14 protein-coding genes are annotated in these 13,621 nt (G+C 34.8%); 3 read left to right on the top strand and 11 right to left on the bottom strand.

The genetic code is table 11. From position 1 onward, the window contains the following. Position 1: 1 nt before the first annotated feature. From E0F91_RS06130 to E0F91_RS06170, 9 genes are all read right to left on the bottom strand, one after another. A complete protein-coding gene (locus E0F91_RS06130) occupies positions 2–694 on the bottom strand; it encodes a glycosyltransferase family 2 protein (RefSeq protein ID WP_132065439.1) in 693 nt (230 codons plus the stop codon). Positions 695–765: 71 nt separating this feature from the next. Next, positions 766–2,358: a 4Fe-4S binding protein gene (locus tag E0F91_RS06135; protein ID WP_132065440.1), complete on the bottom strand. Its 1,593-nt coding sequence runs from the start codon at positions 2,356–2,358 to the stop codon at positions 766–768. Between the two features lies 1 nt (position 2,359). Beyond that, a complete protein-coding gene (locus tag E0F91_RS06140; protein WP_132065441.1) occupies positions 2,360–3,655 on the bottom strand; it encodes an NAD(P)/FAD-dependent oxidoreductase in 1,296 nt (431 codons plus the stop codon). A gap of 90 nt (positions 3,656–3,745) precedes the next feature. Then, complete coding sequence (locus E0F91_RS06145; RefSeq protein WP_132065442.1) at positions 3,746–4,501, bottom strand: DUF6503 family protein; 756 nt, start codon at positions 4,499–4,501, stop codon at positions 3,746–3,748. Positions 4,502–4,563: 62 nt separating this feature from the next. Further along, complete coding sequence (locus tag E0F91_RS06150; RefSeq protein WP_132065443.1) at positions 4,564–5,256, bottom strand: TIGR04283 family arsenosugar biosynthesis glycosyltransferase; 693 nt, start codon at positions 5,254–5,256, stop codon at positions 4,564–4,566. Continuing rightward, positions 5,249–6,007, bottom strand: a complete 759-nt coding sequence (locus E0F91_RS06155) for a DUF547 domain-containing protein (protein ID WP_132065444.1) — start codon at positions 6,005–6,007, stop codon at positions 5,249–5,251. The genes E0F91_RS06150 and E0F91_RS06155 overlap by 8 nt, the downstream gene beginning before the upstream one ends. Before the next feature lie 63 nt (positions 6,008–6,070). After that, the gene (locus E0F91_RS06160; RefSeq protein WP_132065445.1) at positions 6,071–6,943 is read right to left on the bottom strand and encodes a sterol desaturase family protein; all 873 of its coding nucleotides are present in this window, start codon (positions 6,941–6,943) and stop codon (positions 6,071–6,073) included. Positions 6,944–7,004: 61 nt separating this feature from the next. Further along, positions 7,005–7,625, bottom strand: a complete 621-nt coding sequence (locus E0F91_RS06165) for a TIGR04282 family arsenosugar biosynthesis glycosyltransferase (protein WP_132065446.1) — start codon at positions 7,623–7,625, stop codon at positions 7,005–7,007. Further along, on the bottom strand, positions 7,615–8,088 hold the full coding sequence (locus tag E0F91_RS06170) for a rhodanese-like domain-containing protein (RefSeq protein WP_341825467.1): 474 nt from the start codon (positions 8,086–8,088) through the stop codon (positions 7,615–7,617). The genes E0F91_RS06165 and E0F91_RS06170 overlap by 11 nt, the downstream gene beginning before the upstream one ends. 261 nt (positions 8,089–8,349) lie before the next feature. Here E0F91_RS06170 and E0F91_RS06175 point away from each other — a divergent pair, with 261 nt between their 5' ends. Continuing rightward, entirely contained in the window at positions 8,350–8,826 is a 477-nt protein-coding gene (locus E0F91_RS06175) for a hypothetical protein (protein ID WP_132065448.1), read from the top strand. A gap of 766 nt (positions 8,827–9,592) precedes the next feature. On the opposite strand, the gene E0F91_RS17695 is transcribed toward E0F91_RS06175, so the two are convergent. Then, positions 9,593–9,751 carry a hypothetical protein gene (locus tag E0F91_RS17695; protein ID WP_165930095.1) on the bottom strand — a complete coding sequence of 53 codons (159 nt, stop codon included), beginning with the start codon at positions 9,749–9,751 and terminating at the stop codon, positions 9,593–9,595. Between the two features lie 158 nt (positions 9,752–9,909). Then, on the bottom strand, positions 9,910–10,869 hold the full coding sequence (locus E0F91_RS06180; RefSeq protein ID WP_132065449.1) for an alpha/beta hydrolase: 960 nt from the start codon (positions 10,867–10,869) through the stop codon (positions 9,910–9,912). A gap of 367 nt (positions 10,870–11,236) precedes the next feature. On the opposite strand from E0F91_RS06180, the gene E0F91_RS06185 reads away from it, so the two are divergent. Together E0F91_RS06185 and kduI are read left to right on the top strand one after the other, a co-directional pair. Beyond that, the gene (locus E0F91_RS06185; protein WP_132065450.1) at positions 11,237–12,682 is read left to right on the top strand and encodes an MFS transporter; all 1,446 of its coding nucleotides are present in this window, start codon (positions 11,237–11,239) and stop codon (positions 12,680–12,682) included. 99 nt (positions 12,683–12,781) lie between these two features. Further along, positions 12,782–13,618, top strand: a complete 837-nt coding sequence (kduI, locus tag E0F91_RS06190) for a 5-dehydro-4-deoxy-D-glucuronate isomerase (RefSeq protein ID WP_132065451.1) — start codon at positions 12,782–12,784, stop codon at positions 13,616–13,618. Positions 13,619–13,621 lie beyond the last annotated feature (3 nt).

A 13,621-nucleotide genomic window follows, 5' to 3' on the forward strand; every position in this document is an offset into this window, starting at 1 on the left:
GTTATTTTTTAAAAGTGTATTTGATGATCCATCCTATTATTTTTATTCCTGCCATAACGCTTCCTTTTACAGTTCCTGATACTTTTGAAACTCCTATTCTGTTTTTATAACGAACCGGAATTTCGACGTAGGACATTTTTTGTTTTAAAACCTTCAGTTGCATTTCGACCGTCCATCCATAGGTTTTATCCTCCATTTGAAGCGCCACTAACTTTTCATATTTGATGGCTCTAAAAGGACCCAAGTCTGTAAATGTAGCATTAAAAAAGGTTTTCATTAAGGTTGTTGCCAGCCAGTTTCCAAAAACCTGCTGCGGTGTCATCGAATGTTTTTCTCTTAAACGGGCTACTCTTGCGCCTATAACAAAATCAATGTTATCGTTCAGTATAGGAGCAATTAGTTGGGTTAATTCCTCTGGATAATCAGAGTAATCTCCATCCAAAAAAACAATAATATCGGGCTTCGTTTCTAGTTGAGCAACGTATTCCATTCCTTTAAGACAAGCATAGCCATATCCTTTTCTGCTTTCGGATAGTACCGTGGCACCCGCATTTTTGGCGACCTGAATCGTGTCGTCTGTGGAATTATTGCTAATCACAATAACTTCCGAGACACTAGATGGAATATCTTGGATGACATATCCTATGGCTTTTTCCTCATTGTAAGCAGGAATAATTACTTTAATATTTTTCATATTTTTTTGAGTCTCTTTTAAAAAGACTGATTTCCTCTGCGAAAATAAGGATTTATGTAAAAAGGAATTGGTTATTTTTGGTTTATTAAATCCATCAAATCAACATCATTCCCCAATAAGATTTCGTTCGAATTGATGCGGCCTGCAGGAGTATCATTTTCTAGTTTCAGCACACCGCGTGGGCACACCGCAGCACAAATACCACAACCTACACAAGACGAACGAACAATGTTTTCTCCTTTTTCCGCATAACTACGCACATCAATACCCATTTCGCAATACGTAGAACAGTTTCCGCAGGAAATGCATTGACCGCCATTAGTAGTTATTCTGAATTTTGAAAATAATCGTTGTTGTAATCCTAAGATTGCTGCCATAGGACAACCAAACCGACACCAAACGCGATTTCCCATAATGGGATAAAAACCAACACCTACAACACCACTAAAAGCAGCACCAATAGCAAAACCATACCACTCCCTTAACGAATTACTGTCTATGAAAAGGATGTTTTGATTCCCTGAAAAATAATTAATTAACAACGAAATGATAATAATGGCCACTAAGGAAAGCATGGTATAAACCGCATCAGTATCTAATTCTTTGCGTTTAAAAAGATATAGAGCTCCTGTAAAAACGACTAAGAAAGTGATGATTCCCCAAATAAAATGGTCTTTGGTGATAAAGCTCATCTCAGGATTATTAGATAAAAAAGTAAAGATGACTGCGATAGTCATTACAAATGAAAATACGAGTACCAAGTGAATCATCCACCGTTCAATTTTCCAGGATGTTTCGGTTTTACTCGATAAATGTCTAAAGCCATCTCCGGCCGTTTCGGCGAGTCCACCACAACCACAAACCCAAGAGCAATACCATCGTTTTCCATAAAAATAGGTTAGGATAGGGGAGATTATGAAAATCATAGCGATGCCAAAAAACAACATAAAGAGTCCAAGATTACCTCCTTCAAGCATCCCTTTTAAATGCCAATCATTAAAGAAATAGTAATTCAATGGCCACATGTTTTTCAAATCCTTGGCGAAATAAGCTTTGTCTGGATTTAATTTTTCCAGTATTTCAGGGATTAAAAAGGCAAAACCCAACTGAAAAAACATCACTGATATTGTTCGCACTAATTGGTACTTATTGTGCCGGTATTTCAAGATAAATTTATACCCTAAACCCAAAATAGCAACAGTGTACAATGTGCCATATACAAACCATTGGCTGGCCACTTTTCCATTCAAAATATAACTTAGCGGATCGAAAAAGCCAACGATTCCTGTGTTTGTTCCACCATCTTGATTTAGTCCCAAGTATTGGGGAAACCAATACAAAACAATGTAAAAAGAGGTCAGTATAATACCCGTCATCCAAGCCCAACTTCCTCTATTAGTGAAGTCTTGATGCCACACTCCATTATTTTTTATTCCTGCAGGCTTGTTGAGGTAGCTGCGATTAGAATAAATTATAATTCCTGTAAAAATCGCAACAATAGATCCCGTTAACCACAATCCTTTGTTTGGGAAAGAAACATTAAATAGAGCTAATGTCATGATGAAGAGGCCTAATAATCCAATCGCAACACCTAATTTTTGAATTCCGTCCATCCGAATGTTCTCATGAGAGGCGATGGATATATTTTTAACTGATTTGCTCATGTTATTTTGTTTTTAAACCAATGGATGGACTAGTAAATTGCTTTTGGATTTCTTTTTCGTATGAAGCAAAAAACTCGGGATCAAAATTAGCTTTCGCCAAATGCTTTATAACATAATCTACCGTTTCTTTGTTAGTCAAGACTTTATCAAAGAACTCGTGGCGCATGCGGATCCCAAAAGTATTGATACCTAAAAACGTGCGGTCTTTTTTATCAAATGAAATTCGGATTGCTTTTTTACCCGAAGGATGTTCCCAGTAAAACTGTTCTTCATCTTCTTTGGCTATCGCCCAAACCCAGCCGTAGGTTTGGTACTCAATGTCTAAAAATTTAGCCGAATTGAACCAATGTCCCGGTTTATAAGCAGTGCGCGTTCCTGTTACTGTTTGCGCCAATACTTCTCCCATCATACGGCCTGTGTACCAAACGGCTTCTATTGGTCTACGTAAAGCAATGGCCTCATGCTGTTCTGCACAATCACCAATGGCATAAATATCTTTGATATTGGTTTCTAAGAAACGGTTTACTTTGACTCCTTTTCCTATTTCAATCCCAGAATCTTTTAAAAAATCAATATTAGGGGAAACACCTGCCGTCAGGCCCACAATTTCGCATTCAATAGTTTCTCCTTTATCGGTCACGATCGCTCTAGCATGTCCATTTTTATCGGAAAGAATTTCGACGAGATTAGTTTCTAGTCTTAAATCGATATGATGTTCTAGTATATGACGGTTGATCATTTGGCTTTCGCCGAAAGGCAAAACACCATCCCAAAAACTTTTTTCTCGAACCAAGAAAGTAACAGCGATATTGCGAGACCGAAGCATTTCAGCTAATTCGATGCCTATTAAACCGCCACCGACAATCACCGCACGCTTCGTGCTGGGCGCCCATTTTTCTAGAGCTTCTAAATCTTGCTTGTGATATAGTCCCGTTACGCCTTGTAAATCTTGACCTGGCCAGCCATATTTATTGGGTTTGGATCCTGTCGCTAGTACTAATTTATCATATTTGAGTCTGTTGTTGTTGGCTAAGATAATTTCTTTTGAATCAGGAACTACGGCAATTACTACTCCTTGAACGAGGTCGATCTTATTTTTCTTCCAGAAATTATTTTCATAGGATTGCGTGTGTTCAAACTTCATATGTCCCATGAATACGTACATCAATGCGGTACGCGAAAAGAAAAATTCAGTTTCAGAGGAGACAATAGTAATTTTTGAATCTGATTTTTTTCGAATGTGCCGTGCAAGAGTAACTCCCGCAATCCCATTACCGATAATAACTATATGTTCCATAGTAAAAATGAATTTCGTCGTTAGTTTTTCAAGAAAAAGAGTCGGTTACTGTCCTTAGCGTTTGTAATTTAGCTTGAAAGCATAAATGGTTTATATGGTTTTAAAATCTGTTGCAGGCGTAAAATAATCCTCAGTTGTTTTGATAAATTTAATATTTTCGAGAGTGGCTTGTCCTAATTCATCGGTAAGTCCTTTTCCCTCTTCCCATCCCCAGAAAATCCATTTATTAGCTATAGGAATACCATCCACCTCTTTGTAGTCTAAATATTGAATCGCATGCGGGTTTTTCTCTGCGGCTTCTTTACCCGCTGTTAATGTAACAATATACGCTGCTTTTTCGAGTAAGTTTGTCTTTTTATTTGCATAGACGACATACCAATCGTCTGGTGCATCACCGGTTCCTGATTTGAATGTGAGCTTTTCGGCGAGGTACTTTTCCTGGTCTTTTTCTTTATTTTCGTAAGAATTCCAGATGGTTCCTGGATCACTTAATTTAGTGGGAAGTAGGAAAAAATAGGCCCAAGTAAAAGCATCAAATCGGACGGACTCTTCATTTGGTACTGTTGAAGAATAGAATACTTTATCGTTATCGAAAATGATTTTCGCTCCATTTTTATACTCAATGACTCCTTTTGTGGAGTTAGTAAGGACAGTAAATTTAGCAGTTATTTTTTCTTTACCGCCAAAGAATAATTTTAGATCAAACTGCACCGCTTCTTGAGCTAAAAATTCTTTTTTCTGGTGTGCTTTCTCCACTTTGTCTGTGAATTTTATGTTTTCTTCTTTTGATTTACATCCAACAAGCATAAGAATGGCAAAGGATAAAGTGAGGGCAATTTTTTTCATTATGAATTATTTAATTAGTGTAATTGTTGTTTTTATGCGGTGTAATATTTTATTAGGCAAACTTATAGGATGTGTTTTTTATAATACTGAAGCATACTTTCAGCAGAATGACCTAATCTGCGTTTAAGATGAATGATCCCAAAATGGAATTGCAAACGCCAAACCCCATTTTCGCGGTATCTTCTGGCTGAAGCACTAATATAATCCGGAAGTACTACAAATTGTTTTTTGGCGTAAAGCCTAGAAATGATTTCGTTGTCTTCATAAATAATATATTTTTCATCAAACCCTTTTATTTCCTCAAACAAATTTTTAGTTATAAATAAGGATTGGTCTCCGCCGCGACAGGAAATATGATTGAATCGAGTGAACCACTGTGAAACCATTAAAAGAGGGTGATTATAATCAAATTTTAGTCGGAAACAGCCTGCCAGATTCCCTTTTTGAACCGCATTAGTGATAATCTGATCAAAATGCTTTGGTGGTAAACCATCGCAATGCAAAAAATAGAGAATGTTACCAGTTGCTGCTTTAGCTCCTGCATTCATTTGTTTCGCTCTTCCTTTCCCTACTTCAATTAATCGTATATTAAAATTTGTATATAAACTATCTTGCGAGCCATCAGTGCTGCCTCCATCAACAACGATTATTTCGATTGCCTCTTTCTGGAAAGCTTTGTTTTCAAGTTGTACTAGTAATTTACTAATACTATTGACTTCATTAAAAATAGGGATGATAATCGAAATTTTATTCATTCAAACTCCAGTTGTACTCTTTATAATTTATTTTTGCTTTACTACTGATTTTTACCGTGCTGTATTGGTTTAGAAAATCAATAATAGAACCTTTGCTTTTAAAATCACCGGAAAACCAATCGAATATTTTTGAAATTTCTATTTTATTTTCGGTTAATGTGTTTTTCGTTTTGTCATTAATAAAACTTTTTGCAACGGCTTTTAATTGTTGTTCTAATTTTGCTTCAGTGTAAGCTTCAGTTAGTAAATTAGGACAGGAAAAGGAAGCACAATTGATAGCAAAATGAATTCTAGGTTCGTCCATTTTGCGAAGTATTTCATGTTCAATTTCTTCTAGGCTGTACTTTTTGTTTCCCAAGGAAAAGAATTTTTTACCCCAAGGATCATTTATATCCTTGATGCTTTTGGTTGGATAATTATCTAAAATTAATTTCACGGTGTAGGCATTGTAGGCATTGATCCAATAGGCAAGAGTAGCGTTTTTAGACCACGATTTAGTAGGGACATTTGCTGCTAATTCATTGAGATAAGCTTGCAATTTAGTACTGTCTTTTTTAAAGGCTTTGTAATTTACATTTCCGTTTTTAGAAACATTTTTTTGCAGTAGTGCATCCCATTTAGCATGATTCATACTGACAGCATCTGCTATAACTGTAGTTTGGTATGCAGCAGCTGGAATTTCAGTGTTATCCTTATTTTTTGCACAAGAAAGAAGTGGCAATAAAAGTAAAGTTAAAAGATATTTTTTCATTGGAGCTATTTTTAAATTAGATCAGTATAGTCGAGCATTAAACTCCTTCCTGACAAAATGATATTATTTTTTTAGGGGATAAAATTCTTGTTTGAGAAAATCTTTTGGGAACTCATTTTCGTCGGCAAAACCTAGTTCAATGTCTCTTCCATCTTTGGGAATGTAGTTGGTTTGAAATATATAGTCCCAAATACTTAGTGAAATTCCAAAGTTGACGCCGTATTTGTTCGGCATTTTTTTACTGTGGTGCCAAATATGCATTTTGGGATTGTTAAATATGTACTTTAAAAAACCGTAGTCCCAGCCTAAATTTGCATGGTTTAAATGTCCTATGGCAATTGAAATGAAATGGACGATAAACACATCCTGAAGATTTACACCGCCAATAAGAATAATGGGAATGTATAGTATCGCTTTGTAAACAAGTGGTTCCATCCAATTGTATCTAAAATGTGCTGCAAACCCCATTTCTTTTACACTGTGGTGGGTTTTGTGAATTTTCCATAGGAACGGAACAAAATGCAACAAGCGATGTACATTCCATTGAATAAAATCGCTAATGATGAAAAACACTAATAAAGCCAGTGGTTTGGGTAACTCAGAGATAGAAAAAAGTTGAATAGAAGTTAATTCAAGTCCAAATTGCTGTAAGATGTCATTAATAAACTGTTCCATCACATTAGATAATGCAATAAGAAGAATTAAATTGAGCAAGAAAAAATTAAAAAACAGATAAAAGAGATCTAGCCAAAAATCTTTCCGAAAGATAGCTTGTTGTTTTCTCCACGGAAATGCAATTTCAAGTAGCCAAACTACCAATGAAATGGCAATTAGTCCATAAAAATAGTTATCCCAGTTCCAGTATAAAATTTCATTTTTCAGGTAATTGAAATAACCTCCATAGGAATTTAGTACTATGTCAATGTATTTTTCCATTTGTGGTATATAATTGTTTTTGTGGTGCTATATGTTGCACTGTTTAACAAACTTTTTTTAATTATTTTACCGATCGGTCTCGGTTTAACTTTGCCCAATCGTAACTACTTCGTTTTAGATCATCAAAGGTATCAATATCATTTAAGCGATCCAAAAGGCAAATTTTATAACTTTCTAAATCCCTTACAGTTGCTTCAAAAACCGTGCTAGTTCCCCATTCTTTATTCTGGAAAATAAGAGTATTAGAAGCTTTTAATCCTAATAAATAATAACCACCATCTTCAGCGGGACCAATTACTACATCATGATCTCCAATTTTTTTAAAAGCATTTTCAATAATTGCCGCTTTTAAATCAAACAAATCGCTACCTATAATAATACAGTTTTGGTATCCCATTTCAAAAAGGGTTTCAAATGCATGTTGCATCCGTTTTCCTAAATCACCGCCAGCTTGTAACTTTTTTTGATAAATTGCTTCAGACCAAATATCATTGTCGGTAATCATCGTGTCATAAAACACAAATTTATCGCATTCTAAAGCGCTTGTCTCATTTCTGGTATGCAAGAGCAAATCGTTGTAAACAATCAATGCTTTTTCGTCACCGATGGTCTTCGCTAGTCTAGTTTTTACTTTTCCTAATTCAGGATTACGGGTAAAAATAAGTAAGGCATCAGTTTTCATAAACCTTAATACCTTTGGTTAAATACGCACTCCAAGTTTGATTAAAAGTATGGATGCTGTCGGTCACTTTATTTTGATTGTTTACCACCTTTCCTCCAAAATTTTTATATTCAAAGATCCCTCCGTATAAATTGTAGACATTTTTGTAACCTAATTTTTGCAGTTTTTCACCTATTTGTTCACTGCGCACGCCAATGGAACAATAAACAACAATAGTGGCACTTTTATCTTTAACAGTTGCGGACACTTTTTTAGCATCGAAATGATCAAATCCTACCGGAATAGCATTTTTGATATGACTAACGTTGAATTCTTTAGGTTCTCTGGCGTCTAAGTATACTAGGCTTTTTTTATTTTTTAGTTCACCGACTTTAATATACGGAATCGTCTCTTTATTAAGTTTTTTCAATACCTGCGGAATGCTGTTTTGTGCAGACAAAGCGACTGAAAAAATAAAACTCATAATGTAGATGTAAAAGCGCATGTTTTTTTTATAAAGGTATCCAATTTATTAGACGTCTAAAAACTTATTTCCTGACAGTGTAAGTTTTGAACACAATAAAAGAGAAATTTTGCGGACCATAAAAGTTTTTCTAGCATCTTGGTGAATGTTATCTTTAAGGAAATTACCCTGAATTTTTATATCAGATCTATCGTAAAACACGTTATTATTCTGTAAATTAGCATTGGCAATTGCCAAAATTATTAACTAATAAAAACTATTATGAAAAATCTACGCCTTTTTTGTTTGCTATTGACCTGTATTGGACTCGGAAGCTGTAAAAATAATCAAAGTGAAAAAATCATCAAAGCTAAGGAAGCCAAAGAGCTAGTAAGCGAACAGTGCTATAAAGCGGTTTATGAAAAAGACACGCTTGATTTGAAAATTAACACGTTCAAAGATGGAGAAATAACAGGTGATATGGTGATGGCAATTGCTGATATGCCGAAAAAGGTAGGTGAAATCGCAGGAGAATTTCGAGGGGATACCTTATTTGCAAGCTATACTTTTATCCAAGGTAGTAATAAAGAAAAAACATTTAAAAATCCAATGGCTTTCTTGAAGCGAGGGAATGAACTTATTTTAGGGAATGGACAAATACAAATCACGTTGGGAGCTTCTCACTTTGTAAAAGGGGAGCCAATTGATTTTGATCGAGTGAAATATAAATTCGCTGAAGTGGATTGTATTAAAAAATAATGAATTACTAAGGGAGCGCAAGCTCCCTTTTTTTTATAATACTAATTTACGCATTTGTTAAGTATAAGTAATTTTAAAGTTTGGATGTGCAAATAAAAGCGGCACATCAAGCTAAGCTTCATTTTTATAATTAATTTGATTGTTAAATTCTTCAATAGTTGCATAATTCAAATCAGAATTCCTTCTAATTCTATTGTGCTAAACTTCAATGTATTGCTTCGTCTATTCGCTTTCGCTTTCACTCGGTTTAATTATTTCCAGTTTCAATTTTTCTTTAGGAACTTGTTTGTTTCCATAAATTTATACGGTTTTCAAGGATTTGAAAAAACTTTCTGCTATAGCGTTGTGCTAAGAATTCCCTTTGCGACTCCTACTTCGAGTTGTTTTTTATGGGTATCTAGAACATTTACAAGCTTTTTGCGGGCATATTAAACCCCTTTGTAGGAATGACGAATTAAATCTTACTTTATATTTCGGTTGAGAATTGCTTTTTTCCATTTTTCAAGCGTGGTTTCTTATGTATTCATCGGATTGCTCAAAGTCCAACCTATAACCTTCCTGTTCTATAAATTCTTACTAGTTGTCAGGTATACAAGCCTTTATTGTATAGGAATATAAGTAACATCCGAAACTCATGCTGTTGAAGATATTTTCATCATAAATTGGAATTCCTGCGCAATTGCTCTCCAATTTCCCTGATATTTAGCAGGCTGAAGTAGAATTAGAAGCAGCCAAATTCGATATGTAGACGGCTCGCCGAGTTTTATTATTCATCAGATGGTACTGCAACGGTAGGTTTTAATCCTTTTAAATTTTCGTATTTATTTAAGCTTCCGGAATTGGTATTGTATTCATTAGCTGGAAATTTAACAGCCTCATTGATTAACAGAAATGCAACAAAAGCGGAGTATAAATCTGCTAACACCTTATAAATTTAAGCTTTGTTGAATTATAAGCGTTCAATTCTAAATGTGTGTTTGGAAGTTCCTTGTCTGGATTCTAAAATCAATAATTTAGAAAAAGTTATGATTTGAAATCACAACAAGTAGCTGCTTGAACCAATCAATTGCACTGTTGACTGAATTATTCAACCAGATCTTTAAGATAAAATTGACTACGAAGCCAATTCTCACAATCTTTAGTCCAATATTGGCTGGTGTCTTTGACTCCTAAACCAAAGCCATGTCCGCCTTTTTCATACAAATGCAACTCTGCTGGAACCTTATTTTTCTTTAAAGCTAAATAGTAGTTAATGCTATTTTCTACTGGAACAACTAGATCATCAGTAGCATGAATGATGAATGTTGGTGGTGTCTCAGAGTTTACATGTTGTTCATTTGAAAATTTATCAATTAACGAAACGGACGGAGAAACTCCTAATAAATTATTTTGAGATCCTTTGTGTGTTATTTCATTATTCATAGAAATAACTGGATAAATTAAAATTGAAAAATCCGGGCGGGAGCTGAACGTATCAGAAGCTTGATATAATATGTCATTATAATGCGTACATAAAGTGGCTGCTAAATGTCCTCCAGCAGAAAATCCTATTACTCCAATTTTGTCTTTGTTTAAATTCCATTTTTTAGCGTTGCGTCTGATGTACCGCATTGCTTCTTGGGCATCTTGTAAAGGACCAATCGTTTTATTTTTCATTATGTGGTCGTTTGGCAGTCTATATTTTAATACAAAGGCTGTTATTCCTATGGTACTTAACCATCGTGCTACTTTTGTTCCTTCCTTATCAATAGCTAAATGAGAATATCCGCCCCCCGGGAAAATCAGAACTGATGATCCATTAGAAGAGGATTTATTGGGAAGAAAAATGGATAGGGTAGGAGTGACAACTTTAGTACTGTTTTGGACAACCCCTTCTTGGGATGTTTCTTTTTCCTGATAATTTGAATCATAAATAGCATCAGGTATTGCCTCCTCCCAAAGCGGTATAACTTGATCTTGAGCGTGTATTGGTAAATGTATGCCAAGAATTAAGAGTACAAGTATAGCATAGCTGCTTGTTTTCAGAATAATTTTATTTTTCATTGTATATGTCATTTTTTTTTGAATGTAAAAAGATTTCTTTTTTTGAATAATAAAATTTAGCAGCTTTTTTTAGGAATCATTAAGTTGGAGTTAACTGTTTCCTAGCTTTAACATCTATATTCCTAAATGTGTAATTTAATATTGTATTTTTTATTTTATGTATTTATTTAAGTGGCTAATTTAAAATAATATTTAAATTATTTGAATAATGAATATTAAAAAGTATATTTGTGCAATCGATTACATTTTGTTGAATTTAAATTTATATAATGGATATCATTTTATTAGTGACTGCGGTTTCATTCAGTCCATTAATGTATTAACAATTAAAACATACTCTATTATTTAACTTCTATAATTAATTACTATGACCCAAAAAACTAAGTCAATTGGAAACTACCGCTGGTCAATTTGTGGTTTACTCTTTTTTGCAACTACTATAAATTACTTGGATAGACAAGTGCTTTCATTGACATGGAGTGATTTTATTGCTCCAGAATTTCATTGGACCAACAATGATTATGGAAATATTACGGCGTTGTTTTCCATTTTTTATGCAGTATCATTATTGTTCGCAGGAAGATTTGTGGATTGGTTAGACACCAAAAAAGGATTTCTTTGGGCTATTGGGATATGGTCTTTAGGAGCTTGTTTGCATGCGTTTTGCGGTATTGCAACCGCAGGGATAATTACAGGGGATTGGTTTGTTGGTTTTGAAGGTGCTAAAGAGGCACTTAGTACGGTGAAAGATACGGGACTGATTATCAATGTAAGTGTGACTTTATTTATTTTTGCTCGTTTTGTTTTGGCCGTTGGTGAGGCAGGAAATTTCCCTGCAGCTATTAAAACAACAGCCGAATATTTTCCTAAAAAAGACAGAGCATTTTCTACAAGTATTTTTAATGCAGGTGCGACTGTTGGAGCATTAGCTGCCCCAATATCTATTCCTTTTATTGCTAAAGCGTTTGGTTGGGAAATGGCTTTTATTATTATTGGTGCATTAGGTTTTGTTTGGATGGGATTTTGGGTTTTCATGTATGATAAACCGGAGAAGCATCCAAAGGTTAGTAGCGCAGAATTAGAATACATCCAGCAAGATGATATTGCGGCCAGTAAATTAGAAGGATATGTACCTGAAACGAATACCAAAGTAACTTTAATGGATTGTTTTAGATACAAACAAACATGGGCTTTTGCTTTTGGTAAGTTCATGACCGATGGGGTGTGGTGGTTCTTTTTGTTCTGGACTCCTGCGTATTTAAGCTCCGTTTACGGCATGGATTCAACCGAAGCAGCTTTGCCATTATTTGTATTGTACATGATTACGTTGCTTTCAATTATTGGAGGTTGGTTGCCTACGTATTTTGTTGAAAAGAAAGGAATGAATCCTTATGAAGGAAGAATGAGAGCTATGCTGATTTTTGCTTTCTTCCCATTATTAGCTTTGATTGCGCAGCCTTTGGGTCACATTAGCTATTGGTTGCCGGTAATAATTATTGGTATTTCAGGAGCAGCTCATCAATCGTGGTCGGCAAATATTTTCACAACAGTGGGCGATATGTTTCCTAAAAAAGCAATTGCAACGATTACTGGTATCGGCGGTTTAGCTGGTGGTATTGGTTCCACGATGATCAACAAAGGTTCAGGATTGTTGTTTGATTATACTAAAGAAACCACTATGGCTTTTATGGGTTTTCAAGGAATTGAAGCTGGATATTTTATCATTTTTTCTATTTGTGCCATTTGTTATTTGACCGGTTGGTTGGTGATGAAAGCGTTGGTACCAAAATACAGTCCGATTACTGATTTATAAGTCGGTTTTTTAAAATTAACCGCTTTTTAGAGATTAAATATAATAGATAAAAAAATATAAAGTATCTTTGTGTAATCGATTACATTAAAATAATATAACATGACAAATTTTTCTTTCAGATATGCTTCTAACCCTACAGACGTCCAGAATTATGGAACTGACCAATTAAGAGAGCAGTTTTTAATTGAAAATCTTTTCGTTGAAAATGAAATACAACTGACCTATTCAATGTATGATAGATATATTGTGGGAGGAATAATGCCGGTTGATAAAGCATTAAAACTAGAAACTATTCCGTACTTGAAATCAGAAAACTTTCTAGACCGACGCGAATTGGGAATTATCAACGTTGGTGGTAGCGGAACCGTTACAGTTGATGGTGTGGTGTATGAATTGCAAAAAAAAGAAGCACTTTATGTAGGCCAAGGGTGTAAGGAAGTTCTTTTTTCCAGTTCCAATGGAGAGCAAGCATTATTTTATATTAATTCGGCTCCAGCGCATACGAAATTTCCAAATAAAAAAATTGGAAAAGAAGATGCAGAAATCATTCAATTAGGAGAAGAAAAAACAGCCAACAAGCGAATTTTAAACAAACTGATTGTCAATAGTATTGTGGAAACCTGTCAATTGCAAATGGGACTTACGGAATTGTTGCCAGGGAATGTATGGAACACGATGCCTGCCCACACGCACAACCGTCGAATGGAAGCCTATTTTTATTTTGATATTGAAGCACCACAGACAATTTGTCATTTTATGGGAGAACCACAAAACACCAGACATATTTTCATGCAAAACCACCAAGCCGTTTTGTCTCCGGAATGGTCTATCCATTCTGGTGCAGGAACGTCAAACTATTCCTTTATATGGGGAATGGCCGGAGAGAATTTAGATTATGGCGATATGGATATTGTTGCCCCAAATGAATTAAGATAACAA

Source organism: Flavobacterium sandaracinum, assembly GCF_004349135.1.
Lineage (GTDB): Bacteria > Bacteroidota > Bacteroidia > Flavobacteriales > Flavobacteriaceae > Flavobacterium > Flavobacterium sandaracinum.